Annotated in this window: 26 protein-coding genes and 2 tRNA genes; 18 read left to right on the forward strand and 10 right to left on the reverse strand. The window is 71.5% G+C overall.

The genetic code is table 11. The features are described from left to right. From ABZY57_RS24290 to ABZY57_RS24300, 3 genes are all read left to right on the forward strand, one after another. Window positions 1-813 (forward strand): AIM24 family protein (locus tag ABZY57_RS24290; protein WP_356515217.1); only part of this gene is annotated, 813 nt, incomplete at its 5' end. 29 nt (window positions 814-842) lie between these two features. Continuing rightward, window positions 843-1,523, forward strand: a complete 681-nt coding sequence (locus ABZY57_RS24295) for an AIM24 family protein (protein WP_327257661.1) — start codon at window positions 843-845, stop codon at window positions 1,521-1,523. Window positions 1,524-1,540: 17 nt separating this feature from the next. Next, the gene (locus ABZY57_RS24300; RefSeq protein WP_327254854.1) at window positions 1,541-2,296 is read left to right on the forward strand and encodes an AIM24 family protein; all 756 of its coding nucleotides are present in this window, start codon (window positions 1,541-1,543) and stop codon (window positions 2,294-2,296) included. A 79-nt stretch (window positions 2,297-2,375) separates the two neighbouring features. Here ABZY57_RS24300 and ABZY57_RS24305 read toward each other — a convergent pair whose 3' ends face one another. Both ABZY57_RS24305 and ABZY57_RS24310 read right to left on the reverse strand, forming a co-directional pair. Further along, entirely contained in the window at window positions 2,376-2,900 is a 525-nt protein-coding gene (locus tag ABZY57_RS24305) for an NUDIX hydrolase (protein ID WP_356515219.1), read from the reverse strand. After that, the gene (locus tag ABZY57_RS24310; RefSeq protein WP_356515221.1) at window positions 2,897-4,339 is read right to left on the reverse strand and encodes a zinc-dependent metalloprotease; all 1,443 of its coding nucleotides are present in this window, start codon (window positions 4,337-4,339) and stop codon (window positions 2,897-2,899) included. Before ABZY57_RS24310 ends, ABZY57_RS24305 begins: the two co-directional genes overlap by 4 nt. 238 nt (window positions 4,340-4,577) lie before the next feature. On the opposite strand from ABZY57_RS24310, the gene ABZY57_RS24315 reads away from it, so the two are divergent. The 4 genes from ABZY57_RS24315 to ABZY57_RS24330 all read left to right on the forward strand — a co-directional run bounded on the left by ABZY57_RS24315 (window position 4,578) and on the right by ABZY57_RS24330 (window position 7,849). Next, window positions 4,578-5,696 carry an SDR family oxidoreductase gene (locus ABZY57_RS24315; protein WP_356515254.1) on the forward strand — a complete coding sequence of 373 codons (1,119 nt, stop codon included), beginning with the start codon at window positions 4,578-4,580 and terminating at the stop codon, window positions 5,694-5,696. A gap of 135 nt (window positions 5,697-5,831) precedes the next feature. Next, entirely contained in the window at window positions 5,832-6,293 is a 462-nt protein-coding gene (locus tag ABZY57_RS24320) for a molybdenum cofactor biosynthesis protein MoaE (protein WP_356515223.1), read from the forward strand. A 191-nt stretch (window positions 6,294-6,484) separates the two neighbouring features. Continuing rightward, a complete protein-coding gene (locus ABZY57_RS24325) occupies window positions 6,485-6,691 on the forward strand; it encodes a hypothetical protein (protein ID WP_356515225.1) in 207 nt (68 codons plus the stop codon). Between the two features lie 69 nt (window positions 6,692-6,760). Further along, entirely contained in the window at window positions 6,761-7,849 is a 1,089-nt protein-coding gene (locus tag ABZY57_RS24330; RefSeq protein WP_356515227.1) for a PDZ domain-containing protein, read from the forward strand. Between the two features lie 34 nt (window positions 7,850-7,883). On the opposite strand, the gene ABZY57_RS24335 is transcribed toward ABZY57_RS24330, so the two are convergent. Then, window positions 7,884-8,447, reverse strand: a complete 564-nt coding sequence (locus ABZY57_RS24335) for a PPA1309 family protein (RefSeq protein ID WP_356515229.1) — start codon at window positions 8,445-8,447, stop codon at window positions 7,884-7,886. A 134-nt stretch (window positions 8,448-8,581) separates the two neighbouring features. Between ABZY57_RS24335 and ABZY57_RS24340 the strand changes: the two genes are divergently transcribed. The 4 genes from ABZY57_RS24340 (at window position 8,582) to ABZY57_RS24355 (ending at window position 13,863) form a co-directional block, all read left to right on the forward strand. Further along, the gene (locus tag ABZY57_RS24340) at window positions 8,582-11,491 is read left to right on the forward strand and encodes a UPF0182 family protein (protein WP_356515230.1); all 2,910 of its coding nucleotides are present in this window, start codon (window positions 8,582-8,584) and stop codon (window positions 11,489-11,491) included. A gap of 44 nt (window positions 11,492-11,535) precedes the next feature. Then, a tRNA-Met gene (locus ABZY57_RS24345) sits at window positions 11,536-11,609 on the forward strand. A gap of 203 nt (window positions 11,610-11,812) precedes the next feature. Continuing rightward, window positions 11,813-13,732: a tetratricopeptide repeat protein gene (locus ABZY57_RS24350; RefSeq protein ID WP_356515232.1), complete on the forward strand. Its 1,920-nt coding sequence runs from the start codon at window positions 11,813-11,815 to the stop codon at window positions 13,730-13,732. A 57-nt stretch (window positions 13,733-13,789) separates the two neighbouring features. Continuing rightward, window positions 13,790-13,863: transfer RNA gene (locus ABZY57_RS24355), tRNA-Met, on the forward strand. Window positions 13,864-14,023: 160 nt separating this feature from the next. Here the strand turns inward: ABZY57_RS24355 and ABZY57_RS24360 are convergent. Beyond that, the gene (locus tag ABZY57_RS24360) at window positions 14,024-14,440 is read right to left on the reverse strand and encodes a Fur family transcriptional regulator (protein ID WP_243336077.1); all 417 of its coding nucleotides are present in this window, start codon (window positions 14,438-14,440) and stop codon (window positions 14,024-14,026) included. Between the two features lie 148 nt (window positions 14,441-14,588). On the opposite strand from ABZY57_RS24360, the gene ABZY57_RS24365 reads away from it, so the two are divergent. After that, complete coding sequence (locus ABZY57_RS24365; RefSeq protein ID WP_356515234.1) at window positions 14,589-16,040, forward strand: catalase; 1,452 nt, start codon at window positions 14,589-14,591, stop codon at window positions 16,038-16,040. 69 nt (window positions 16,041-16,109) lie between these two features. On the opposite strand, the gene ABZY57_RS24370 is transcribed toward ABZY57_RS24365, so the two are convergent. Together ABZY57_RS24370 and hisN are read right to left on the reverse strand one after the other, a co-directional pair. Beyond that, window positions 16,110-16,517 (reverse strand): CBS domain-containing protein, encoded by a 408-nt coding sequence (locus ABZY57_RS24370; protein ID WP_356515256.1) that lies wholly within the window; start codon window positions 16,515-16,517, stop codon window positions 16,110-16,112. A 207-nt stretch (window positions 16,518-16,724) separates the two neighbouring features. Then, window positions 16,725-17,528, reverse strand: a complete 804-nt coding sequence (gene hisN / locus ABZY57_RS24375; RefSeq protein ID WP_356515236.1) for a histidinol-phosphatase — start codon at window positions 17,526-17,528, stop codon at window positions 16,725-16,727. A 132-nt stretch (window positions 17,529-17,660) separates the two neighbouring features. Between hisN and ABZY57_RS24380 the strand changes: the two genes are divergently transcribed. Continuing rightward, window positions 17,661-18,272 carry a TetR/AcrR family transcriptional regulator gene (locus ABZY57_RS24380; RefSeq protein WP_356515238.1) on the forward strand — a complete coding sequence of 204 codons (612 nt, stop codon included), beginning with the start codon at window positions 17,661-17,663 and terminating at the stop codon, window positions 18,270-18,272. On the opposite strand, the gene ABZY57_RS24385 is transcribed toward ABZY57_RS24380, so the two are convergent. The 4 genes from ABZY57_RS24385 to ABZY57_RS24400 all read right to left on the reverse strand — a co-directional run bounded on the left by ABZY57_RS24385 (window position 18,238) and on the right by ABZY57_RS24400 (window position 21,999). Next, complete coding sequence (locus ABZY57_RS24385; RefSeq protein WP_112447780.1) at window positions 18,238-18,561, reverse strand: multidrug efflux SMR transporter; 324 nt, start codon at window positions 18,559-18,561, stop codon at window positions 18,238-18,240. The genes ABZY57_RS24380 and ABZY57_RS24385 overlap by 35 nt on opposite strands. A gap of 146 nt (window positions 18,562-18,707) precedes the next feature. Continuing rightward, on the reverse strand, window positions 18,708-19,718 hold the full coding sequence (gene rsgA / locus ABZY57_RS24390) for a ribosome small subunit-dependent GTPase A (RefSeq protein ID WP_356515240.1): 1,011 nt from the start codon (window positions 19,716-19,718) through the stop codon (window positions 18,708-18,710). Window positions 19,719-19,726: 8 nt separating this feature from the next. Further along, window positions 19,727-21,088 (reverse strand): 3-phosphoshikimate 1-carboxyvinyltransferase, encoded by a 1,362-nt coding sequence (gene aroA / locus ABZY57_RS24395; RefSeq protein ID WP_356515242.1) that lies wholly within the window; start codon window positions 21,086-21,088, stop codon window positions 19,727-19,729. 197 nt (window positions 21,089-21,285) lie between these two features. Next, window positions 21,286-21,999 (reverse strand): M50 family metallopeptidase, encoded by a 714-nt coding sequence (locus ABZY57_RS24400; protein ID WP_356515244.1) that lies wholly within the window; start codon window positions 21,997-21,999, stop codon window positions 21,286-21,288. A 53-nt stretch (window positions 22,000-22,052) separates the two neighbouring features. Between ABZY57_RS24400 and ABZY57_RS24405 the strand changes: the two genes are divergently transcribed. The 5 genes from ABZY57_RS24405 to ABZY57_RS24425 form a co-directional block, all read left to right on the forward strand. Beyond that, complete coding sequence (locus ABZY57_RS24405; protein WP_356515246.1) at window positions 22,053-22,868, forward strand: SOS response-associated peptidase; 816 nt, start codon at window positions 22,053-22,055, stop codon at window positions 22,866-22,868. Between the two features lie 97 nt (window positions 22,869-22,965). After that, entirely contained in the window at window positions 22,966-23,637 is a 672-nt protein-coding gene (locus ABZY57_RS24410) for an alpha/beta family hydrolase (protein WP_356515248.1), read from the forward strand. A 269-nt stretch (window positions 23,638-23,906) separates the two neighbouring features. Continuing rightward, a complete protein-coding gene (locus tag ABZY57_RS24415) occupies window positions 23,907-24,551 on the forward strand; it encodes a sigma-70 family RNA polymerase sigma factor (protein WP_008741505.1) in 645 nt (214 codons plus the stop codon). Then, window positions 24,548-24,886: a mycothiol system anti-sigma-R factor gene (gene rsrA, locus ABZY57_RS24420; RefSeq protein ID WP_356515250.1), complete on the forward strand. Its 339-nt coding sequence runs from the start codon at window positions 24,548-24,550 to the stop codon at window positions 24,884-24,886. Before ABZY57_RS24415 ends, rsrA begins: the two co-directional genes overlap by 4 nt. Before the next feature lie 228 nt (window positions 24,887-25,114). Next, the coding region (locus tag ABZY57_RS24425; protein WP_356515252.1) for an HD-GYP domain-containing protein at window positions 25,115-26,312 on the forward strand (1,198 nt) is incomplete at its 3' end.

A 26,312-nucleotide genomic window follows, 5' to 3' on the forward strand; every position in this document is an offset into this window, starting at 1 on the left:
CCCGCCCCGGCCCCCGCGCCGTACGGGCAGCAGCCGCAGCCCTCGTACGGCCAGGTCCCCGGCCAGCAGCAGCCCCCGTACGGCCAGCAGCCCGGCTTCGGCCAGCAGCCCCAGGGCTACGGCCAGCCCGCGCAGGCGGTGCCCGCCGCCGGCGCCGGACTCGCCGCCGCCCTCCAGCCGTACAAGGAAGCCCCCACCGGCGCCCGCTGGACCCCGCAGAACCAGCAGCTCATGCGCGTCGACCTGGCCATGGGCGGCCAGGCCGTCCTCGCACGCCAGGGCAGCATGGTCCTCTACCAGGGCAAGGTCGACTTCAGCTACAAGGGCGCGGGCTTCGCCGGTCGCGTCGTCGGCAACGCCACCGGCCAGGAGATGCAGCTCATGCGCTGCGCCGGCCGCGGCCAGGTCTTCCTCGCGGAGGACGGCGCCCATCTGCACGCCATCGAGCTCCAGGGCGACGCCATCTGCGTCTCCGCCGAGAACGTCCTCGCCTTCGACGAGTCGCTCCAGCACGAGGTCCGCCGCATCGAGGGCCACGGCATCCCGGGCGGCGCCCTGTTCACCATGCAGTTCCAGGGCACCGGCACGGTGATCGTCAAGACGCACGGCGTCCCCGTCGTCCTGCCCGTCACCCCGACCACCTTCGCGGACAGCAACGCCATCGTCGCGTGGTCGGCCGCCTCCCAGGTGATCATCTCCAGCCAGGTCCGGCTGCGCCGCAACGCCTACCCCGGCCACAGCGGGGAGACCGTGAACCTCCAGTTCCGCGGCGCCCCCGGCAACTTCATCGTCGTCCAGCCGTACGAGGTCTGAGGGAGCCCCACATGAATGCCATGAACGCTATGAACCAGCAGCTCGCGGGCTACGCCCCGACCCCCGTCACGGCCCGCATGGAGAACCACGGCCGCGCGATGCTCAAGGTCGCCATGCAGAGCGGCCAGGACCTCTTCGCGCGCACCGGATCGATGGTCGCCTACGAGGGCTTCGTGCAGTACGAGCCCAACCCGCCGGCCGTCCGCCAGATGGCCTCGCAGTGGCTCACCGGCGAGGGCGCCCCGCTCATGAAGTGCACGGGCGACGGCCTGCTCTACCTCGCCGACTACGGCGCGGACGTCGTCGTGATCAACCTCAACAACGACTCGCTCTCCGTCAACGGCACCAACCTGCTCGCCTTCGACGCCCACCTCCAGTGGGGCGTGGAGCGGGTCAAGGGCATGGCCAAGTTCGCCGGCCAGGGCCTGTTCAACGTGTCGGTCGCCGGCACCGGCTGGGTCGCGATCACCTCGCGCGGCACGCCGATCGTGGTCGACTGCGGCCGCGGCGAGGACGAGACGTACGTCGACCCCGACGCGCTCGTCGCCTGGTCCCCGAACCTCAAGGTCAAGGGCAAGCGGAGCTTCAAGGCCTCGTCGATGCTCGGCCGGGGCAGCGGGGAGGCCTACCAGATGGCCTTCTCCGGCCAGGGCATCGTCGTCGTACAGCCCAGCGAGGACAGCACCGACCGGCTCCGGGCCCGGGGCTGAGGGGGAGAAGACACACCATGCAGAGCTCACTTTTCGCCCACGCAGAGGCGCAGTCCCAGGAGCGGTACGCCGTCCAGAACCCGCAGCTGCTGCGGGTCTCGCTCAGCGGCTCCGACGACGTCCTCGCCCGCAAGGGAGCGATGGTCGCCTACCAGGGGATCATCGACTTCGACGGCGAGTACCAGAGCACCACCCAGCGCAATGCCCGCGCCCGCACCGGCGAGGGCCTCGACCTGATGCGCTGCTCCGGTCAGGGCACGGTCTACCTCGCCAACCTGGCGCAGTACGTCCACGTCGTCGACGTGGACCAGGAAGGCCTCACCGTCGACAGCAGCTACGTGCTGGCCCTGGACTCCACCCTGCACACCGAGGCCATCGCGGTGGACAGCCAGTACGGGATCTCCGGCTCCGGCAAGTACCAGCTCAACATCACCGGTCGCGGCAAGGTCGCGCTGATGACCTCCGGACAGCCGCTGATGCTGCAGGTCACGCCCGACAAGTACGTCAACGCCGACGCGGACGCCATCGTCGCCTGGTCCACCTCGCTGCGCGTGCAGATGCAGGCCCAGACGCACTCCACCGGCGTCTGGCGGCGGCGCGGCAACACCGGCGAGGGCTGGGAGCTGAGCTTCCTCGGCACCGGATTCGCCCTGGTCCAGCCCAGTGAGGCGCTCCCGCCGCAGAACGCCCAGATCGGCCAGGGCGCGGCCGCGCAGTTCGGCATGGGCCAGCAGGGCGCCCACGCGCAGAACCAGAACAACGCCTGGAACTGACCAGGGCGCGGACGGACGACGGACGGAAAGGGGCGGCCCCGCATCGGCGGGGCCGCCCCTTTCCCCGTGTCCCGCCGGCTCAGAGCCGGGCCAGGGTCGCCTCCAGCAGCCGCACCACCGAGGTGTCGGCCACCTCCGCCACCTGCGCGTACGGGAACCAGCGCAGGTCCAGCGACTCGTCGCTGATCGCTTCGAGTGCCCCGGCGGGCGCCAGCACCGCGTACTGCACGTCCAGGTGCCAGTTGCACGGAGCCGGGATCGGATGCCGGTCCAGGCGCACCGGGCCGCCCGGCAGCAGGGTCAGTCCGGAGGCGATGCCGGACTCCTCGCGGGCCTCGCGCAGGGCCGCCTCGGCCAGCGTGGCGTCACCCGGCTCGCAGTGCCCACCCGTCTGGAGCCACATGCCCAGCCTCTTGTGCAGGGTCAGCAGGACGCGCTCGTGCTCCGGGTCGATCACCAGGGCGCTGCCGGTGATGTGGCCCGCCTCGCAGGGCTTGTAGACCCCGTCCGGATGGGCCGCGAGGTGCTCCAGGTAGACGTCGCGGAGGTCGGGCTGGCCCTCGTAGCCCTTGAGTACGAGGACCGCGTCTTCGTGCAGGCTCACTTCTCGTCGTCGCCGTTCTTGTCGTTCTTGGTGTTCTCGTCGTTCCCGCTGTCGGCCCGCTCGCGCTTCTGGGCGGCCTCGCCCAGCATCTTGTCGATCTCGGAGAAGTCCAGCTGCTCGCGGTGCACGAACCCGTCCGGGTCGTCCAGGTCGGAGGCGGTCGGCAGCATGTCCGGGTGCTCCCACAGCCCGTCGCGCCCGTCCACGCCGCGCGCGTCGGTGAGCGAGGCCCACAGCCGCGAGGCGTCGCGCAGCCGGCGCGGCCGCAGCTCCAGCCCGATCAGCGTGGCGAAGGTCTGCTCCGCCGGACCGCCCGAGGCGCGCCGCCGGCGCATGGTCTCGCGCATGGCGTCCGCCGAGGTCAGCCGGGGCTTGGCGGCCTCGTGCACGACCGCGTCCACCCAGCCCTCGACCAACGCGAGCGCCGTCTCCAGACGGGCCAGAGCGGCCTTCTGCTCCGGGGTGTCCTGAGGCTGGAACATGCCGCCCTGAAGGGCTTCCTGAAGCTGCTCCGGGTTCGACGGGTCGAGCTGGCCGACCACGTCCTCCAGCTTCGAGGTGTCGACCTTGATGCCCCGCGCGTACCCCTCGACCGCGCCGAAGAGGTGCGAGCGAAGCCACGGCACGTGCGCGAAGAGCCGCGCGTGGGCGGCCTCGCGCAGCGCCAGGTACAGCCGGACCTCGTCGGAGGAGACGCCCAGGTCCTTGCCGAAGCTCTCGATGTTCAGCGGCAGCAGGGCGGCCTTGCCGGCCGGGCCCAGCGGGAGCCCGACGTCGGTCGAGCCCACGACCTCGCCCGCGAGGGTGCCCACGGCCTGGCCGATCTGCTGGCCGAACATGGCCCCGCCCATGGAGCGCATCATGCCGAGCAGCGGGCCCGCCATGGCCTGCATCTCCTCGGGCAGGACGCCGCCCATGGCCGCCCCGACGCGCTCGGCGACCGGGTCCACGAGCTCCTTCCACACCGGCAGGGTCGCCTCGACCCATTCGGCGCGGCTCCACGCCACGGCGGTGGCGGCGCCCGACGGCAGCGAGGTGACGTCGTCGAGCCAGTGGTCGGCGAGGCGCACGGCCTCCTCGACCGCCGACCTCTCGGCGACGCCCACACTGGCGTCCTTGACCCCGTCCGGGGTGCCCTGGGCCACGGTCTTGCGGGCGATGTCCTTGGCCATGTCCCAGTTGACCGGACCTCCCTCGTAGCTCAGCATCTGGCCGAGCTGCTGGAAGGCGGCGCCGAGGTCGTTCGGGTTCATCGCGCCGAACATCGCGGCGAAGGGATTGTCGGCGTCCCCCGGACCACCGGAGCCGCCGGGCAGGCCCGTGCCGAACCCGAACGGATTCGGGCCGCTCTGACCGCCCTGGTTGCCCTTCTTCTTGCCCTCGTCGCCGTTGTCCGGCTCCTCGGGCGGAAGGCCGAATCCGAATGGGGTGTCGCTCACGGGTTTCCTCGGCTCGTAGGGCCGCCGGCGGGAGCCGGCGGGCTATGGGTTCGACAACACGACCCAGCGTAGACACCAGACCCGCTTCCGGGCTCGGTGCTCCGCTGGCTCCTGGGCTGCGGCAGGATGGACATCAACTGGTGGGTCCGCGTCACGGCGCGTCCCTACTGAAGACAACCGCTGGAGACGCCTGGTGAGTTCCCCAGATCCGCACGCTTTGGACGAGCAGGGCCCGGAAATCCGCCCTGAGCACGGCGAGGACGCCCTCGGCGTTCGCCGGACGCGAAACCCGGGCGGTTCCGCGCGCCGAGGCCCCGTGATCGCCGTGACCGGCGCCGCCTCGGGGGTCGGGGCGGCCCTGGTGACCAGGCTGGCCGCGTCCGAGGAGGTCAAGCAGGTCGTCGCGATCGACGAGCGGCGCGGGGACTGCACCGACGCGCAGTGGCACCTCCTGGACGTACGGGACCCCGCGATCGCGGAGAAACTGCGCGGCGCGGACGTCGTGGTGCACCTCGCCCTCGACCTCGACCTCGAGACGGACCCGGCGGCCCGTACGGCGTACAACGTGCGGGGGACCCAGACCGTGCTCACCGCCGCCGCGGCGGCCGGCGTGCACCGGGTCGTGCTCTGCACGTCCGCGATGGTCTACGGGGCCCTGCCGGACAACGACATCCCCCTCTCGGAGGACGCCGAGCTGCGCGCCACCGCCGAGGCGACCGGCGTGGGCGACCTGCTGGAGATCGAGCGGCTGGGCCGCCGGGCTCCGCGCGCGCACCCCGGCCTGAACGTGACCGTGGTCCGCCCGGCGGTCCTGGTCGGCGGCACGGACACCGCGCTGACCCGCTACTTCGAGTCCCCGCGCCTGCTCGTGGTGGCGGGCTCCCGCCCGACCTGGCAGTTCTGCCACGTCGAGGACCTGGTCAGCGCGCTGGAGTACGCGGCCCTGGAAAAGGTCGAGGGAGAGCTGGCGGTCGGCTGCGAGGGCTGGCTGGAGCAGGAGGAGGTCGAGGAGCTGAGCGGGATCCGCCGCATGGAACTCCCGTCGGCCGTGGCCCTGGGCGCGGCGGCCAGGCTGCACCGGATCGGCCTCACCCCGTCCCCGGCCGGGGACCTCGCCTACACGATGCACCCGTGGGTGGTCAGCGTCAGCGGGCTGCACGCGGCGGGCTGGCGGCCGCGCTGGACCAACGAGGAGGTGCTGGCGGAGCTCCTCCAGGAGGTCGCGGGGCGGCACACCGTCGCCGGGCGCCGGCTGGGACGCAAGGACGCGACGGCCGCGGGTGCCGCGGGTGCGACGGTCGCGCTGCTGGGCGCCGCCGCCGCGATCCGCGCTGCGCGGCGCCGCCGGGGCATCTGACCGGGCCGCGGGCCGGATTTCCCGGGCGGCCCCGCCGCGGCCAGCGGTTTTCTGTAGGAGGCTCCCAAGGGTGCCGGTAGGGACCTGGTGAAACGGCTATTCCGCCGGGTCGGCGGCTAGGGCACGATGGGAGGTATGGCACCGCACTTCGATCACCCCGGCGAGCACGCCGCTCCGAACCCGATCCGGCTGCTCGAAATCCGTGAGACCCCGCTCTCGATCGACGAGGTCTTCCAGGCCGTCGGCGACGACGCGGCGGGCGGTACGACGCTCTTCGTCGGCACGGTGCGCGACCACGACAGCGGGGCGGACGTCGACCAGCTCGGCTACTCCTGCCACCCCTCGGCGGAGGCGGAGATGCGCCGCGTCGCCGAGCGCGTCGTGGAGAAGTACCCGGTCCGCGCCCTCGCCGCCGTCCACCGCATCGGCGATCTGGCCGTCGGGGACCTCGCGGTGATCGTCGCCGTCTCCTGCCCGCACCGCGGCGAGGCCTTCGAAGCCAGCCGGATGCTGATCGACGACCTCAAGCACGAGGTCCCGATCTGGAAGCACCAGACCTTCGCGGACGGCACGGAGGAGTGGGTCGGCGCCTGCTGAGACAGGGGTCGGCGGGTAGGCCGCCCGCCCGCGGGGCCGGCCGACGGACGAGCCGGCCCGGCCGGCCGACGCCGGGGCCCGCTGATTGCCCCGTTCGGACGCGCAACACGCCCTCGATTTGCGTAACCCCCTCCCGGGCAGCAGCGTTGAAGCCACCAACAACACGTACTTCGGGGTAGGGAGACACGCCCATGGCGTCTTTGGCGTGGTTGCTGATTCCGCTGTTCGCCGCGATCGGAGCGGCGATATGGGGCAGCTGGGCGGCACGCGACCGCACAGCCGGTGACATATCCGAGCTCGCCGGCTACGCCCGGTTCCGCGAGGTCATGGGCCAGAACGAACACGGTGCGGCGAAGGCGGACGCGCACCGCGAGAAGGACACGGCCGACTCCGTCTGACGCGGTGCCGGGCCCCGTACGGACCGGCCCCGGGGGCCGCTGTTCAGGGCCGTCACGTACTGTCGATCCATGCCACGCCGCACTGCGACGATGCTCGCCTCCACCCTCATGCTGTTCGCGCTGCTCTGCGCGGGAGTGTTCATGAAGGCCCCGTACTCCGAGATGAGCCCGGGCCCGACCGTGAACACGCTCGGGGACTCGCACGGCGAGCCCGTCCTGAACATCTCGGGGCGCAAGACGTACCCGACCACCGGGCACCTGAACATGACGACGGTCCGCGTCACCGGCGCGGACTACGACATGAACCTGCTGGAGGCCGTGTACGGCTGGGCCGCGGGCGACAACATCGTCGTGCCGCACGAGAACCTGTACCCGGACGGCAAGACGGAGCAGGAGTCCACGCAGGAGAACGCCGAGGAGTTCAGCCAGTCGCAGGAGAGCGCCAAGGTGGCCGCCCTCAAGCAGCTCGGCATCCCGGTCGCCGCCCGCGTGATCGTCGCCTCCGTGGTCAAGGGGAGCCCCTCCGAGGGCAAGCTGCACGCCGGGGACGTCATCAAGGCCGTGGACGGGACTCCCGTCAAGGCGCCCGAGGACGTGGCCAAGCTGGTCACCAAGCACAAGCCCGGCGAGCCGGTCGAGTTCACCATCGTGCCCGCCCCCGAGGCCGCCGAGGCCGAGAAGGCGCACCGCGAGCCCACCGGCACGAAGAAGGTCACGATCATCGCGGGCAAGGCGGAGGGCGACGGTCACGCGGTCGTCGGCATCCGGGCCGGCACCGACCACACCTTCCCGTTCACCATCGACATCAAGCTCGCGGACGTCGGCGGCCCCAGCGCCGGTCTGATGTTCGCGCTCGGCATCGTCGACAAGCTCACCCCGGAGAACCTGACCGGCGGCACGTTCGTCGCCGGCACCGGCACCATCGACGACGCGGGCAAGGTCGGCCCGATCGGCGGCATCCAGATGAAGACCATCGGTGCCCGCCAGGCCGGCGCCCAGTACTTCCTGACGCCCGCCGAGAACTGCGCCTCCGCCGCGAGCGACGTGCCCGACGGGCTGACGCTGGTCAAGGTCTCCACCATCGACGACGCCGTGAAGGCGCTGGAGAAGATCAGCAAGGGGGACACGGCCGGGCTGACGCAGTGCGCCAAGCCCTGACCGTGTCCGTACCGGCCCCGCCCGCCCCCGCCGACTAGTCGAGGAAGGTCGCGGCCAGCGCCTCGGCGAGCCCCGGCACCAGCGTCGCGCCGGTCAGCACCTCGTTCGCCGAGTCCTTGTCCCGCAGCCGTACGGCCGACTCCCGTGATCCGTCGCGCAGGACGCCCACGGTCAGCCGTACCTCCTGCCGGTCCGGGTGGGCGGCGACCCACTTGGCCAGCTGCTTGTCGCTGAGCCCCTCCGGTACGGAGGACTCCGCCGACGGCGGCAGCATCAGCCGCTCGACCGTCAGCGCGCAGCCGAGGATCGACGGGGGCCAGGCGATCGTTCCCAGGAACTTGTCCAGCGGGGTCCCGGCCGGCACTTCGTCCTGCTCGATCGGGGTGAGCTGGTTCTTGCCCGTGTCGTCCTGGTCGAGGCCGAGCTGGCGGGCGACGCCCGGCGCCTCCTTGCGCAGCTTGGCCGTGTCGACCAGGGCGAAGAGCCGGGCGGGCTTGTCCCAGCCGAGGGTGGAGGCGTACTCGTCGATTTCGAGGACGGCACGGGTCAGCGGGCTGGCCGCCATGGGGGTGCCGGGGGACGGCGAAAGGTTGGACATGGCAACATCCTGCCTCCTTTCCACCGGATACCGGGAACTGACTAAAGCCTCAGTAAGTTGCATGAGTGGGCTCTACGATCGGGGGCCCATGCTTTGAAAAATCTCAGCATCACTTACACACAGCGACTTTCGAGGTGCGCACCTTGGCTTTCCAGATGCCGGACCGCGGCGGAGGCCCCTCCGGGCCACGGATGAGAGTCGGCCGCCCGTCCCGGCGCGCCCGGACTCTTCTGATGACCTTGGGCGTGCTGGCCGTCCTGGCCATGGCGTTCATCATGTTCGCCGGCTTCTGGACGGACTGGCTCTGGTTCCGCTCCGTCGACTACTCCACCGTCTTCACCACCACGCTGTGGACCAAGGTCGGCCTCTTCGCCTTCTTCGGCCTCCTCATGTCCGGCGCCGTCGGGCTGAACATCTGGCTGGCCCACCGGCTGCGGCCGCCGCTCAGCGCGATGTCGATGGAGCAGCAGAGCCTCGACCGCTACCGGATGACCGTCGCGCCGTACCGCAAGTGGCTGCTGCTCGGGATCTCCGCGCTGGTCGGCCTGATCGCGGGCGCCTCGGCGGCGGGCCAGTGGAAGACCTGGCTGATGTACGTGAACGGGGTGCCCTTCGGCACGAAGGACCCCCAGTTCAACCTGGACGTGTCGTTCTACACCTTCGACCTGCCCTGGTACCGCTTCCTGCTCGGCTTCGGCTTCGCCGCCGTCGTGCTCTCGGTGATCGCCGCCGCCGTCGTGCACTACCTCTACGGGGGACTGCGCGTCACCAGCCCGGGTGCGCGGGCCACCGCCGCGGCGACCGGCCACCTGTCGGTGCTGCTGGGTCTCTTCGTCACGCTCAAGGCGGTCGCGTACTGGCTCGACCGGTACGGCCTCGCGGTGAAGTCCAGCGACTTCAAGGCCGCGGACAACTGGACCGGCCTGCGGTACGTCGACGCCAACGCGTACCTGCCGGCCAAGACGATCCTCGTCGCCATCGCCGCGATCTGCGCGGTGCTGTTCTTCGCCACGCTGTGGCGCCGCACCTGGCAGCTCCCGGTCATCGGCTTCGGCCTGATGGTGCTCTCGGCGATCCTGATCGGCGGGCTGTACCCGGCGATCGTGCAGAAGTTCCAGGTCCAGCCGAACGAGCAGGCCAAGGAATCCCCGTACGTCCAGAAGAACATCAAGGCCACGCGCGACGCCTACGGGGTCTCCGACGCCTCGGTCACGGACTACCCGGGCCTGCCGGACCCCAAGGCGGACAAGAAGAAGCTCCGCCAGGACGCCAACACCACGGCGAGCATCCGCCTGCTCGACCCGAACATCGTGTCCCCGGCCTTCCAGCAGCTCCAGCAGAACAAGGGCTACTACGGGTTCCCGGCCACGCTGGCGGTCGACCGGTACAAGGGCCAGGACACGGTCATCGGGCTCCGTGAGATCAACCTCGCGGGCATCCCGAAGAACAACTGGATCAACGACCACTTCCGCTACACCCACGGATACGGCGTGGTCGCGGCCAAGGGCACCGAGGTGGCCCCGGGCGGGCAGCCCCTGTTCACCGAGTCGGGCCTGCCGGCGCAGGGCGACCTCGGGACGTACGAGCAGCGGATCTACTACGGCGAGCAGACGAAGCAGTACTCGATCGTCGGTGGACCGCAGAAGGAGCTCGACTACGCGAACGACTCGGGCGAGAAGGAGACCACCTACCAGGGCGACAGCGGGGTGAGCCTGGGCAACCCGGTCAACCGCGCCGCGTACGCCCTGGCCTTCTCCGAGCCGCAGATCCTCTACTCCGGCGCCATCGACGACAAGTCGAAGATCCTCTACAACCGCACGCCCAAGGCCCGGGTCGAGGCGGTCGCCCCGTGGCTGACGATCGACGGAGCCGTGTACCCGGCGGTGATCGACGGACGGGTCCAGTGGATCGTGGACGCCTACACGACCACCAACGGCTACCCGTACGCGTCCCGCACGCAGCTCGGGGACACGACGGCGGACTCGCTGACCAACTCCCAGCGCGCCGTGGTCGCGCAGGAGAACCAGGTCAACTACATCCGGAACTCGGTGAAGGCCACCGTCGACGCCTACGACGGCACGGTGAAGCTGTACCAGTGGGACACCAAGGACCCGGTCCTCAAGACGTGGATGAAGGCCTTCCCCGGCACGGTGAAGGACAAGAAGGAGATCTCGCCGACCCTGATGGAGCACCTGCGCTACCCGCAGGACCTCTTCAAGGTCCAGCGTGAGCTGCTGACCCGCTACCACGTCACGGACCCGCAGACCTTCCTCAGCGGCAGCGAGGTCTGGGCGGTGCCGGACGACCCGACCACCAAGGCGGGGACGGCCGTTCCGCCGTACTACCTCTCCATGAAGATGCCGGGTCAGAAGGATCCCGACCAGGCCTTCTCGCTCACCACGACGCTCACGCCGAACGGCAGGGACAACCTGAGCGCCTTCATGGCGGTCAACGCCGATCCCACCACGGCGGACTACGGCAAGATCCAGTTGCTGAAGCTGCCCACCCAGAACCCGGTGGACGGCCCGAAGCTCGTCCAGGCGAGATTCAACTCCAAGCCGGAGATCGCCCAGGAGATCAACATCCTGAGCCGGGGCGATTCCCAGGTGGAGTACGGCAACCTGCTCACGGTCCCGCTCGACAAGGGAATGCTCTACGTCGAGCCGGTGTACGTGCGCGGTGGCGGCCTCAAGTACCCGCTGCTGAAGAAGGTCCTGGTGACCTACGGGGACCAGACGGCCTTCGAGGACACGCTGGAGAAGGCGCTGAACGTGGTGTTCGGGGCCGAGTCGGCGACCCCGCCTCCGGGCGACGGGACCACGACCCCGCCGACTGACGGGACCACCACCCCGCCGCCGACCAGCCAGGACCCGACGGTCAAGGCGGCCCTCGCCGATGCGCAGAAGGCGGTCGATGCCGCCGACGCGGCGCTCAAGGCCGGCGACTGGGCGGCGTACGGAAAGGCCCAGAGCGATCTGCAGGCCGCGCTGAAGCGGGCGATCGACGCCGAGGCCAAGACGACGGCCCCCGCGCCCTCCGGATAGCGGTAATGGTTCCATCCCGCGTCGTGCTACTGTTGGTTTACCGACGCGGGGTGGAGCAGCTCGGTAGCTCGCTGGGCTCATAACCCAGAGGTCGCAGGTTCAAATCCTGTCCCCGCTACTGAAGACGAAGGCCCGGATCCGATGGATCCGGGCCTTCGTCATGCCCAATCGGGTTTTTTCGCCGACTCGGTGTCACTGGGGCGGGTGAGTTGGGGTAGGAGCGTGTTTGACTTGTCTCTCTGTGGGCATGTCGACAAAACGCTGTAGTGACCTCACTGACTGCGACATACCAGGTGTACGCGGGTAGCAGGTGATGCGACGATGGGATTTATGGGGGACAGGTCAACTCTGCTGGAGACAGGGCGGTTTGTGAGGGCGGACTCCGAATCGGATGCGGAGGCCGATGGGGCGGCTCAGGCCGTTGACGTGCGGACCGCGATGACCACGCGGGCCGTACGGACCACGGCCACGGCGCCGACCACGCCGGACGTGTCGGACGTGTCGGTCGACGCGATGTTCGACGACGCGGTCTTCGCGCTGACCGACGCCGCCAGCGACGCCGCGCTGGAGGCCCGGCACCGGGTCGCCGCCGACAAGGGTGACCCGGGCGCGATGAGCGTACTCGGGGCACTCCTGCTGCGCCGCGGCGACCTCGCGGGAGCCGAGCCGTACCTGCGCGGGGCGACCGGGGCGGGCGACCGCGCGGCCGCCAACAACCTGGGCGTCCTGCTGCACCAGCGCGGCTACCCCGAAGAGGCCGCCGGCTGGTGGCGCGTGGCCGCCGTGGCCGGTTCCGCACCGGCCGCGCACGCCCTGGGCCGCTACTACCGCGAGCGGGGCGACGAGCCCGCCGCCGAGTACTGGATGCGCCAGGCGGCGGAATCCGGCCATGCCCTGGGGGCCTACGGCCTCGCCGACCTGCTGGAGCACCGCGGGGACAAGGGCGTCGAGCGGTGGTTCCGGGCCGCCGCGGAGCAGGGGCACCGCGAGGCCGCGTACCGGCTGGCCCGGCACCTGCGGAAGGGCGACCCGGCCGAGGCCGAGCAGTGGTACCGGCAGGCCGCCGCGCGCGGGCACCGCCGCGCCGGGCTGCACCTGGGCGCGCTGCTCGAAGCGCGCGGGGAGCTGAAGGAGGCCGGCCGCTGGTACCTGACCTCCGCCAAGCAGGGCGAGGCGCGGGCCGCGTGCGCGCTCGGCTTCCTGCTGCGCGACGCCGGCGACGAGGAGAACGCGGCCACCTGGTGGCTGCGGGCCGCGCAGGACGGCGACGGCAACGCGGCGAACGCGCTGGGCGCACTGCACGCCGCGCGCGGCGAGACCCAGACGGCGGAGAAGTGGTACCGGGCCGCGATGGACGCGGGCGACCAGAACGGGGCGTACAACCTCGCGCTGCTCTGCGCCGCGCAGGAGCGGACCGGGCCGGCCGAGCAGTGGTACCGGCGCGCCGCGTACGCGGGTCACCGCGAGGCGGCCAACGCGCTGGCCATCCTGCTGCTGCAGGGCGGTGACGCGGAGGGCGCGGAGCCGTGGTTCTCGAAGGCGGCGGAGGCGGGGAGCGTGGACGCCGCCTTCAACCTCGGGATCCTGTTCGCCAGCCGCGACGAGGACCGGACGGCCCTGAAGTGGTACGAGCGGGCGGCCTCGGCGGGCCACACCGACGCGGCGCTCCAGGTCGGCATCGCCCTGGTCCGCGACGGCGAGGAGCGGGCGGCGGAACGCCACCTGCGGTGCGCGGCCGGCGGCGGCAGCGCGGAGGCCGCCTTCCGGCTGGCCGCGCTGCTGGAGTCGCTGTCCCCGCCGCCGGAGCCGGTGGCCCTGGGCGAACCGGTGGGCGGAGCCGTGCGCACCGAGAGCGAGGAGTGGTACGAGCGTGCCGCGGAGCTCGGGCACCGGCGTGCGCAGGTCCGGGTCGGCATGCTGGCCGCCGCGCGGGGCGAGCTGGCGGCCGCCGCGCGGTGGTACCGGGAGGCGGCGGAGGCCGGCTCCCGCAACGGCGCGTTCAACCTGGGGCTGCTGCTGGCGCGCGAGGGCAACGAGCCCGAGGCGGCGCTGTGGTGGACCCGGGCGGCAGTGGCCGGACACGGGCGGGCCGCACTGCGGCTGGGACTGCTCGCCGCCCGGCAGGGGGACCTGACGGAAGGCCAGAAGTGGTGCGTGCGCGCCATGGAACTGGGCCCGGCGGAGGTCTCGGAACGTGCGGCCCGGCTGCGCGAGGCCCTGGCCGAGGAACTGTCCGCGTAGCGTCCGTTAACCGATTTGCATCTGCTCGCCGCGCTCACGTACAGTCGGGTTTACCGACGCGGGGTGGAGCAGCTCGGTAGCTCGCTGGGCTCATAACCCAGAGGTCGCAGGTTCAAATCCTGTCCCCGCTACTGAAGGCTCGAAGGCCCGGATCCTCTGGATCCGGGCCTTCGGTCGTTTCCTTGGATGCCGCGGCCGGGTGCCGCAGCCGAATGTCGCAGCCGGGTGCCAGGGCGGTCCGCCGCACGCGAGAGGCCGGGGGCTCGATGAGCTCCCGGCCTCCTCCGTCCGCTACGCCCCGGCGCAGTTCGGGCAGACCCCGCGGTACGTCACCTCGACCGCCGACACGACGAAGCCGAAGCGCTCGGTGTCCGGCAGGTCGGCCAGCGGATTGCCCGCCGGGTGGACGTCGCGGATCGCCCCGCACTGCGCGCACACCAGGTGCTGGTGGGGGCGGTGGGCGTTCGGGTCGTACCGCTTGGCGCGCCGGTCCGTGGACACCTCCAGGACCTCGCCCAGGGTGACGAGCTCGCCCAGGGTGTTGTAGACGGTCGCGCGGGAGATCTCCGGCAGCCTGTCCACGGCGCGCGCGTGTACCTCGTCGGCCGTCAGGTGAACGTGGTCACCGTCGAGCACCTCGGCCACGACGCGCCGCTGTGCGGTCATGCGCCATCCGCGTCCGCGAAGTCGTTCCAGCAGGTCACTCATGCACGCCAGCCTAACAGCGAGGGGATTCGGTGTAACTCCCGAATCTGTTTCGACTTGGATGCTGGCTTGACTTAGACAAAGTCCATCGTAGGATCGGTGACGTTAGGGCGCAGGACAGGTTTGCAGCAAATTTACGCAGGAGGCGCACGTGACGCAGGGACCGCTCACCACGGAGGCCGGAGCTCCGGTCGCTGACAACCAGAACAGCGAGACCGCCGGCATCGGCGGCCCCGTTCTGGTTCAGGACCAGCTTCTGCTGGAGAAGCTCGCGCACTTCAACCGGGAGCGCATCCCGGAGCGCGTGGTGCACGCCCGTGGCGCCGGTGCGTACGGCACCTTCACGCTGACCCGTGACGTCTCGCAGTGGACCCGTGCGAAGTTCCTGTCCGAGGTCGGCAAGGAGACCGAGACCTTCCTGCGGTTCTCCACCGTCGCGGGCAACCTCGGCAGCGCCGACGCGGTCCGCGACCCCCGCGGCTGGGCCCTGAAGTTCTACACCGAAGAGGGCAACTACGACCTCGTCGGCAACAACACCCCGGTGTTCTTCATCAAGGACGCCATCAAGTTCCCCGACTTCATCCACACCCAGAAGCGCGACCCGTACACGGGCTCGCAGGAGGCGGACAACGTCTGGGACTTCTGGGGTCTGTCGCCCGAGTCCACCCACCAGGTGACCTGGCTGTTCGGTGACCGCGGCATCCCGGCGAGCTACCGCCACATGAACGGCTACGGCTCGCACACGTTCCAGTGGAACAACGAGGCCGGCGAGGTCTTCTGGGTCAAGTACCACTTCAAGACCGACCAGGGCATCAAGAACCTCACCCAGGCCGAGGCCAACCAGCTCGCCGGCGAGGACCCCGACTCGCACCAGCGCGACCTGCGCGAGTCCATCGAGCGCGGCGAGTTCCCGTCCTGGACCGTGCAGGTCCAGATCATGCCGGCGGCCGAGGCGGCCGAGTACCGCTTCAACCCGTTCGACCTCACCAAGGTGTGGCCGCACGAGGACTACCCGCCGATCGAGATCGGCAAGCTGGAGCTCAACCGCAACCCGGAGAACGTCTTCGCCGAGGTCGAGCAGAGCATCTTCAGCCCGGCCCACTTCGTCCCCGGCATCGGTCCGTCCCCGGACAAGATGCTCCAGGGCCGTCTCTTCGGCTACGGCGACGCCCACCGCTACCGCGTCGGCATCAACGCCGACCACCTGCCGGTGAACCGTCCGCACGCCACCGAGGCGCGCACCAACTCCCGCGACGGCTACCTGTACGACGGCCGCCACGCGGGTGCGAAGAACTACGAGCCGAACAGCTTCGGCGGCCCGCACCAGACGGACCGTCCGCTGTGGGTCTCCTCCGCCGTCACCGGTGGCACGGGCAACCACGCCGCGCCCTCGCACTCCGAGGACAACGACTTCGTCCAGGCGGGCAACCTCTACCGCCTGTACTCGGAGGACGAGAAGACCCGTCTGATCGAGAACCTCTCCGGCTTCATCGCCAAGGTCTCCCGCGACGACATCGTCGAGCGTGCGATCAACAACTTCCGCCAGGCGGACGGTGACTTCGGCAAGCGTCTGGAGGTCGCGGTCCAGGCCCTCCGCGCCTGATCGACGCCTTGCCGTGGCAGGCCGACGGGCCGGTGCTCCCGAGAGGGGACGCCGGCCCGTCGGCCGTTCCTACGCGGGCACGGAGGCGGGCACGGTGGTGCGCCGCGCCGGGACCCAGCAGCGGATGACATCGCGTACGGACACGATGCCCACCGGGCCGCCCTGCTCCAGGACGATCAGATGACGGAAGCCGCCGTGGGTCATCGCCTCGGCGGCTTCCTGAACGGTGGCGTCAGGGGTGCAGAAGACCACGTTGTTGGTGGTGTGCGCGCCCACGGACTCCCGGTCGGGATCGTGGCCCGCGCCGATCGAGTTGAGGATGTCGCGCTCGGTCAGGATGCCGATGCCGCTGTGTTCGGGATCGAGGACGACGGCGGCGCCGACGCGCCGGCCGGACATCAGGCAGGCCGCCTGCCGCAGGGTGTGGGTGGGTCCGAGGGTGAGGATCACGGTGCTCATGGCGTCGCGGACGAGCATGAAGAGAGCCACCTCCTGGTGAGTCCCTCCGCTTGGGTGGGGTGCGCACGAAGGGCCGCACTTAGAGAAGTCCTTCACAAGCGCACAAGCGGAGGAGTCTCAGATTCCCACGCCCACGCAAAGCCAGCAAGGAGGCGCGTGAGGGGCGCATTCGGCAGGTGCGGGCGCAGGCCACCGCCGCGGCGGCGCGCGCCCGTCCCGTACGCGTCAGCCGCGCGGGCGCAGCAGGTCCAGCATCTGTGCGTGCAGCAGCCCGTTGGAGGCCGCCGCGTTGCCGCCGTGCACGCCGTCCACCCCGTCCAGGCCGGTGAAGCGGCCCCCGGCCTCCTCCACCACGACGGCCAGGGCCGCCATGTCCCACAGGTTCAGCTCCGGCTCGGCGCACAGGTCGAGGGAGCCCTCGGCGACCATCATGTACGGCCAGAAATCGCCGTAGCCCCGCGTACGCCAGCACGCGCGCGTCAGGTCCAGGAAGCCCGGCAGCCGCCCCTGCTCCTCCCAGCCGCTCAGCGAGGAGTAGGCGAACGAGGCGTCGCCCAGGGCGGCGACCTTGGAGACGCCGAGCGCGGTGGTCCCGCCGAGCGCGCCGCCCGCGAAGGCCCCGTGGCCCCGCGCCGCCCACCAGCGGCGGCCCAGCGCCGGCGCGGACACCACGCCGACGACCGGGCGGAAGGCGCCGTCGGCCTGCTCCTCCATCAGGGAGATCAGCGTCGCCCAGACCGGAACGCCCCGCACGTAGTTCTTCGTACCGTCGATCGGGTCCACGACCCAGCGGCGCGGGCCGTCGCCCTTGAGGCCGTACTCCTCGCCCAGGATGGCGTCGGTGGGCCGCGCGGCGGCGATCCCGGCCCGGATGAGCTCCTCGGTGGCGGTGTCGGCCTCGCTCACCGGGGTCATGTCGGGCTTGGTCTCGACCTTCAGGTCGAGGGCGCGGAACCGCTCCATCGTGGCGGCGTCCGCCGCGTCGGCGAGTTCGAGGGCAAGGCGCAGGTCATCGTCATACTCGGGCATGCCAGAACCCTACCGAGGCGGCCGGGGCGGCGTGGAAGCCGTCCACGGTGCGGCACGGGCACTCTTGACAGGATCTGTCGGTCCGTCAACTCTGGCGGAGACGTCGACCGGAGGCGTCAAAGGGAGGCGACGGTGCCGACGGCCCGGGAGTCCTTGCTCGAAGCGGCGGGAGCGGCGCTCGCGGCGCGCCCGTGGCCGGCCGTGCGGATGATCGACGTGGCCGCCGCCGCCGGGGTCTCGCGGCAGACCCTCTACAACGAGTTCGCGGGCAAGACGGGCCTGGGGCACGCCCTGGTCCGGCGCGACGCGGCCTGGTACCTCGACGGGGTGGACCGGGCCCTTGCCTCCTCGGGCGCCTCGGCCGAACGGCTGGCGGCGGTCGTGGAGTGGACCGTGCGCGCGGGCCGGGAACGCCCCCTCGCGCGGGCCCTGCTGACCGGGTGCTGGAACGGCAACTTACCCGTCCCGGCCGGCCGCGGGGTCCGGCCGGGGCTGCCCGCCCTGGGGCCCGCGGAGCTGATCCGCGGGGTCCGCGAGCGGGCCGACGCCGCGTTCGGGGCGCAGGAGGCGGCGCAGCGGTGCGAGCTCGCCGTGCGGCTCGCGCTGTCCTACCTGATCGCCCCGGCCGAGCCGCCGGAACCGGCCCGGGCCGGGCTGCTGCGCGTGCTCGGTGCCACGGGCCCCGGTGGCAGCCGCAGTGGGGCGGGCCTCAGTGCGACGAGCCCGAGAGCTGGAGGCCGATGACGCCGAGGATCACCAGCGAGATCGAGACGAGCTTGAGGGTGGAGACCAGATCCCCGAGGAAGACCATCCCGTAGATCGCGGTACCGGCCGCCCCGATGCCGGTCCACACCGCGTAGGCCGGCCCCACGTCGAGCTTCTTCAGGGCCAGCGTCAGCAGACCGAAGCTGCCGAGCGCGAAGCATGCGAAGGCGATGGTCGGCCACAGCCGGGTGAAACCGTGCGACAGCTTGAGGCAGACCGCGAACCCCGTTTCCAGGATCCCGGCGACCACGACCAGCAGCCACGCCATGGCGTACGCCTCCCCGCGTCACGTGACGCGCTCACGGGCCGGGCCCGAGCGTCACTTGGTGCGATTATGCATTTACCAGACATCGGGTACGGCAAACCCCGCCGGTCGATCCCCCATCGATCAGTCGCCCCGCCCGGGCCGCCGCCTCAGTCGCCCTCGCGGCGCTCCCGCGTCTGCAGCAGCCGGCGCAGCGAGTACAGCCGCGCCGGATCCGCGTGGCCGTCCTCCACCCACTTGTCGAGCGCGCAGTCCGGCTCGTCGTGGCTGCACGCGCGCGGGCACTCCTCGGTCCCCGGCACCAGCTCCGGGAAGGCCAGGATGACCCGGGACGGGTCCACGTGGTGCAGGCCGAAGGACCGTACGCCCGGGGTGTCGATGACCCAGCCGTCCCCGCCGGGCAGCGGCAGCGCGAGGGCCGAGGTGGTGGTGTGCCGGCCCCGGCCGGTCACCGAGTTGACCACGCCGGTCGCGCGCTGGCGGCCCTCGGCGACCAGCGAGTTCACCAGCGTGGTCTTGCCGACGCCCGAGTGTCCGACGAAGGCGGTGATCCGCCCGTTCAGGTGCTCGCGCACCCGGTCGGCCGCATCGCCCGCCGCCAGTTCCTCGCGGTTGGTGACCACGTAGTTGAGGCCGAAGGTCGAGTAGATCTCCAGGATCTTGTCCGCGGCGGTCAGGTCGGACTTCGTGAGCACCAGCAGTGGTTCCAGCCCGGCGTCGTACGCGGCCACCAGACAGCGGTCGATCATGCGGGGGCGCGGCTCGGGATCCGCCAGCGCCGTCACGATGGCCAGCTGGTCGGCGTTGGCGACGACCACGCGCTCGTACGGATCGTCGTCGTCGGCCGTGCGCCGCAGGACGGACTTGCGCGCCTCGATCCGCACGATGCGGGCGAGGGTGTCCTTCTTGCCGGACAGGTCCCCGACGATCCAGACCCGGTCCCCGACCACCGCCGCCTTGCGGCCCAGCTCGCGGGCCTTCATCGCGTGCACCGGACGGTCCTCGACCAGGCAGGTGAGCCGGCCGCGGTCCACGGTCAGGACGAAGCCCTCGGCCGCGTCCTCGTGCTTGGGGCGGATGGTCGTACGCGGCCGGTTGCCCTTGGGGTTGGGCCGCTGGCGGATGTCGTCCTCGTCGGTGTGCTTCCCGTACCTGCGCATGGCGGGCCCTACGCTCCCACGCCTGCCGGAGCCGCTTCGGCCCGGGCGAGCATGTCCGCCCACATCTTCGGGAAGTCCGGCAGGGTCTTCGCGGTCGTCGCCACGTTCTCGATGAGCACGCCCTCCACCGCCAGGCCGATCACGGCGCCGGCCGTGGCCATCCGGTGGTCGTCGTACGTGTGGAAGGTGCCGCCGTGCAGTGCGCGCGGCCGGATCCGCAGACCGTCCTCGGTCTCCGTGACGTCGCCGCCCAGTCCGTTGATCTCCTTGGTGAGCGCCGCCAGCCGGTCCGTCTCGTGCATCCGCAGGTGTTGCACCCCGCGCAGCACGGACTCCGAGTCGGCCAGCGCCGCGACCGCCGCGATGCCCGGGGTGAGCTCCCCGACCTCGCCCAGGTCCACGTCGATGCCGTGGATCTTGCCGGTGCCGCTGAAGACCAGGCCGGCGTCCGTGAGCTCGCAGGAGCCGCCCATCTCCGTGAAGATCCGGCGCAGCGCGTCACCCGGCTGCGTGGTGCGGCGCGGCCAGTCCGGGATGGTGACCGTGCCACCGGTGATCAGGGCCGCCGCCAGGAAGGGCTGCGCGTTGGAGAGGTCCGGCTCCACGACCAGGTCGCGGCCGAGCAGGGCGCCGGGGGCGACCCGCCAGACGTTCTTCTCGCCGCCGGACTCGGGGGTGTCGACCTGGGCGCCCGCCGCGCGCAGCATCTCCACGGTCATCCGGATGTGCGGCATGGACGGCAGGTTGGTGCCCACGTGCCGGACCTCGACGCCCTGGTTGAAGCGCGGGGCGGAGAGCAGCAGAGCGGAGACGAACTGGGAGGAGTTGGTCGCGTCGATCTCGACGGTCCCGCCTTCCAGGGCCCCGCCGCCCTGGACGGTCAGCGGCAGCGCCCCGCGGCCGTCGTCGTCGATGCGGGCGCCGAGCGTGCGCAGCGCCGTGATGACCTGGCCGAGGGGGCGCTCGTAGGAGCGCGGGTCGCCGTCGAAGCGGATGTCGCCGGAGGCGAGGGTGGCCACGGGCGGCAGGAAGCGCATGACCGTGCCCGCGTTGCCGACGTCCACCGTGGCCGGGCCGTGCAGCGCGGTCGGGATGACCCGCCAGGCCTCGCCGGCCTCGCCCTCGCCGGCGGAGCTGGAGGAGACCGTCTCGTCGATGCCGACGCCCAGCGCGCGCAGCGCGTCGGACATCAGCTGGGAGTCGCGCGAACGCAGCGGGCGGCGCACCCAGCCCGGCTCGGAGGCGAGCGCGGCGAGCACGAGGGCGCGGTTGGTGACCGATTTGGACCCGGGCACGGTGACGGTGGCCTGGACGGCGGTGTCGGCGAGCGGGGCGGGCCAGAGGGCGGGGAGCGCGGGGGTCTCGGTCATGGCCACCACTTTAGTGGCTTCCCATGGCCACAGATCTTGATCACCGGGGGAGTCTCGGCGGGCGGACACCCGCCGGGCCGGGCCGGTCCGCGGTCGGTCAGAGGTCCGTCAGTGGTCCGTCAGAGGTCCGTCAGAGGTCCGTCAGGGGGGAGCGGCGGTCGGTCGGGGGCCGGACGGGGGTGAGCAGCGGTCGTCGGTCAGAGGGCCAGCAGCCAGCGGCCGCCGCCGATGAGCGAGCACAGCGCCACCACGTGGAAGAACAGCAGCCACACCACCGGGTGCACGTGGGTGAGCCGTCCGAGCTGGTCCGCGTCGGAGTCGGGCGCCCCGCCGTGCCGGCGCTTCGCGCCCAGCTCGAAGACCGGCCGGACGCCGCCGAGGAGCAGGAACCACACCACGGCGTAGGCGAAGACCGCCTGCACGTCCGCCGGGGTCAGCCAGGAGACGAGGACGAAGGTGGCGCCCGTGACCAGCACCGTCAGCAGCCCGTACGCGTTGCGGATCATCACCAGCACCGCCAGCAGCAGGGCGGTCGCCGCCCAGAGCAGCAGGGTGATCCGGTGCGCCGAGAGCAGGGCCGCCCCGCCGAGGCCGAGCAGGGAAGGCGCCGTGTACCCGGCGGCGGCCGTGAGGACCATGCCGACGCCGGTGGGCTTGCCGCGGCTGACGGTGACCCCGCTGGTGTCCGAGTGCAGCCGTATCCCGTCCAGGCTCCGGCCCGTCAGCAGCGCCAGCAGCCCGTGGCCGCCCTCGTGCGCGATGGTGATCGCGTTGCGCGACAGCCGCCACACCGGCCGGGGTCCCACCACGACGAGCGCCGCCAGCCCCGTAGCGATCACCAGCCACTGGTCGGGCGCCGCCTGTATGCCGGTGAGCCGGTCCCACAGGCCGGCCGTGGTGCTGGTGTTCATGAGGTGGCGGACTCCTTGTCGTGGCGATCGGGTGACATGGCAGTGTGGCAGCCATGTGCGGAAGGTATGCAGCGAGTCGTGGGCCGGAGGAGCTGGCCGAGGTCTTCGGGGTGGAGCGGTGGGAGCCCGAGGAGGTGCTCGCACCCGACTGGAACGTGGCTCCGACGAAAGAGGTCCACGTCGTCCTCGACCGTCCCCTGAAAGACGCTCGGAGCCCGCGCCCGGTTCGCCAGCTGCGAGTCCTGAAATGGGGGCTCGTCCCGTCCTGGGCGCAGAACCCCGACGGCGCCGCCCGGATGATCAATGCCCGGTCCGAGACCATCGCCGAGAAGCCGTCCTTCCGCCGCCCCTTCGCGCAGCGCCGCTGCATCATCCCGGCGGACGGCTACTACGAGTGGGTCACCGCCCACGACGAGCGGCAGCTGGAGGTCGAGGGCAAGAAGAAGCGGGCGCGCAAGCAGCCCTACTTCGTCCTCCCCTCCGACGGCTCCGTCTTCGCCATGGCCGGGATATACGAGTTCTGGCGCGACCGGACCCTGCCCGACGAGCATCCGCGCGCCTGGTGGGCGACGTGCTCGGTGATCACCGCCGAGGCCGAGACCGGCCCGCTCGGCGTCGCCCCCGCGGAGGGTCCGCGCTCGCTCGCCGACATCCACCCCCGGATGCCGCTGATGCTCACCCCGGACCGGTGGGACGCCTGGCTGGACCCGGCGCGGACCGACCCCGACGAGCTCCAGGCCCTGCTGGCCCCGCCGCCCGGCGGGCTGATGCGCGCCTATCCGGTGTCCACGGCCGCGAGCAACGTCCGCAACAACGGGCCCGAGCTGCTGGAGGAACTGCAAGGGCCCGAGGAGGGCACGCTCTTCTGACGGACCCGGGGCCCACCGGCATCCGGCGGCAGTTCCCGGCGCTCCCGACGGTCCCGGCGTCACCCCGACGGGCGCCGCCGACCGGCATGATCGGGGCATGAGCAGCACGCGCGCCGAGCGCACCGAGATCGTCGACACCCCGGCGGGCGAGGCCCGCATCACCTGGCACCCGGCCCCCGAGGGCAAGGCCCGCCTGGTGCTCGCCCTGGGCCACGGAGCCGGCGGCGGGATCGAGGCCCGGGACCTCCAGGCCCTGGCCGCCGCCCTGCCCGCCCTGGGGGTCACCGTGGCGCTGGCCGAGCAGCCCTGGCGGGTCGCCGGGAAGAAGGTGGCCGCCGCGCCCAAGGTGCTGGACACGGGCTGGACCGCCCTGTGGCCCGCCTTCGCGGGGCGCGGGCTGCCCGTCGTCGCGGGCGGTCGCAGCGCCGGGGCCCGCGTGGCCTGCCGGACCGCCGCGGAACTGGGCGCGGCCGGGGTGCTCGCGCTGGCCTTCCCCCTGCATCCGCCGGGCCGGCCGGAGAAGTCCCGGGCGCAGGAGCTGCTGGGTGCCGGGCGGCCGGCGCTGGTGGTCCAGGGCGGCCGCGACGCCTTCGGGCGGCCGGAGGAGTTTCCGGAGCGGGGCGCGCGCGGAGCCTCGTACGAGCTGGTGGAAGTGGAGGGAGGGGACCACGGTTTCGCCGTGCCGAAGCGGACCGGCCCCACGCAGGAGGAGGCCCTGGCGGTGATCACCGGGGCGGTGGCCGGGTGGCTCGGCCGACTGCCGGTGTGACGTCGGTCCCGTAACCCGCGGCCCCGCCGGGGAATGTGCCGCGGCGGCCTTCTGTTGTGCCGGATGTCGGTACGTACAGGAAGACGTCGGAGGAGAGGCAACGCATGACCCAGGTCATCAGCCAGAACCGTCCGCAGGCCGCTGACCTGGACTGGACAGTGCTGCCCGCGCCCAAGCGCGGCACGGTTCGGGCGGCGGGCGACCGGGATGGTCGACTATTCTCCGATTCGAGCGGGTCCGCTTTCGGAGTCGCCACGCAGTCGGAGGAGGTGGGTCCTGTCGCCGGGACCGACGAAGGCCACGCGGAGGAGACGACCCCGGAGCGCAATGCGCGCTTCGAGAGGGACGCCCTCGGCTACCTCGACCAGATGTACTCGGCCGCCTTGCGCATGACGCGCAATCCGGCCGACGCCGAGGACCTGGTCCAGGAGACGTACGCGAAGGCGTACGCGTCCTTCCACCAGTTCCGCGAAGGCACCAACCTGAAGGCGTGGCTGTACCGCATTCTGACCAACACCTTCATCAACTCTTACCGCAAGAAGCAGCGTGAGCCCCAGCGCAGTGCGGCCGAGGAGATCGAGGACTGGCAGCTGGCGCGCGCCGAGTCGCACATGTCGACGGGGCTGCGTTCCGCCGAGTCGCAGGCTCTCGATCACCTGCCCGATTCGGATGTGAAGGAAGCTCTCCAGGCCATTCCGGAGGAGTTCCGCATCGCGGTCTATCTTGCCGACGTAGAGGGCTTTGCGTACAAGGAGATCGCGGACATCATGGGTACACCGATCGGTACGGTCATGTCGCGACTGCACCGTGGCCGCCGTCAACTCCGTGGAATGCTTGAGGACTACGCCCGTGAGCGCGGGCTCGTCCCGGCCGGCGCGGGAGAGTCGAACGACCTGAAAGGCTCGGGCTCATGAGCTGCGGAGATGCGCACGAGACGGAGTGCTCGGAGGTCCTGGACCACCTTTATGAGTTCCTGGACCAGGAGATGCCCGACAGTGACTGCACGAAGTTCGAGGCGCACTTCGGCGAGTGCAATCCCTGTCTGGAGAAGTACGGTCTGGAACAGGCCGTGAAGAAGCTGGTCAAGCGCTGCTGCGGATCGGACGACGTGCCGACCGACCTGCGCTCGAAGGTGATGGGACGGATCGAGCTCATCCGTTCGGGGCAGGCCGTGCCGGATCATGACATTACGGCCGCGCCGCCCGAGCCGGCCGCCGTCGAGCCGATGCCGGGATCCGCGACGGGCTGAAAATTTGAAAGCCGGCCACGCCCGCCGGTGAAGTAGTACCTGATTGAACAATCTTGAACAGCCGCCCCCGGAGGGGTACTTCCTTCACCCGAAGGTGGTAATCCGGGGGCGTCCGCATGGCGCAATGCAAAAATGTGGCCCACCTCGCTCCCGGCCCCACTTATTCTCCCCATTCGGTACTGGTTTGATTCGTACCTGACTTGCACGGCTCAGGGGGAGGAGAGCGCCATGCGGGTACTTCCGCCGCTGGCGCGCGCCTACGTCCTCGGCGCCGTCCTCGCGGCCTGCGCGTGCGTCGCTCCCGCCGTCACCGGATCCGCCACCCCGTGGCCCTCCGTCGGCCTGCTCTGCGTGCTCTACCTCGGCTGCGAACTCGTCAAGGTCTGCCCGCTCATGGGACGCCGGGTGCCCGAGGGCCTCGGCTCCTTCTTCCCGGTGGTGCTGGCCGCCGTGTTCCTCCTGCCGCCGGCCGCCGCCGCCCTCGTCGCCCTGCCCGGCGGACTCGCCGGGACCGTGACGGCGCGGCCCGCCCGAGTGCGGCGCGTCTGGCACGGGGCGCAGCAGTCCATAGCCGCCTGGACCGCCGGGCGGCTCTACGGCTTGCTGGGCGGGCCGGAGGCGCTGGGCACCGGCTCCATCGGCGGGACCGGGCCGCAGGGACCGGACGGGTCCACGGGCCCGGCCGCCTGGGTCGCCGACTTCCCGTACGTGATGTTCCCCGCCGCCGCCGCGGCCGTCGCCTTCTGCCTGGTGCTGACCGCCCTCGACGGCTGCATCCTGGCCGCCGCCGAACGCCGGCCCGCCACCGCCGCCTGGCGGGGCCTCGCGACCCGGTCCCTCGCCCCGCACTGCGTGCACGGCCTCGCCGGGCTGATGATGGCCGTCATGTGGCGCAGCCCGTACGGACTCCCCGCCGCGCTGCTCGTCCTGCTGCCGATGTACATCTCCTGCTGGGTCTTCGCCCAGTACCACCGCGAACGCGCCGCCCACCGGGCCACCATCCGGGCACTGGTCCAGGCAGTCGACATCAAGGACCGCTACACCCGCGGCCACAGCGAGCGGGTCGGGCAGGCCTCGGCGATGATCGCCCGCGAGCTGGGCATGGGCGAGGAACGCCTCGAGGTCGTCCGCATCGCCGGCATCCTGCACGACGTGGGCAAGCTGGGCGTCCCGACCCGGCTGCTGCGCAAGGACGGACCGCTGACCCCCGAAGAGCGCCGGATCATCGAACTCCACCCCGAGTACGGACACGAGATGGTGCGCGGCATCGGCTTCCTGGGAGAGGCCCGCGCGGCGATCCTGCACCACCACGAGCGGGTGGACGGCTCCGGCTACCCGTACGGGCTGACCGGGGAACAGATCCCGGTGCTGGCCCGGGTCGTGGCGGTCGCCGACGCCTTCGACGCGATGACCTCGACCCGGTCGT

It is taken from the genome of Streptomyces sp. NPDC006450, assembly GCF_040612195.1.
Lineage (GTDB): Bacteria > Actinomycetota > Actinomycetes > Streptomycetales > Streptomycetaceae > Streptomyces.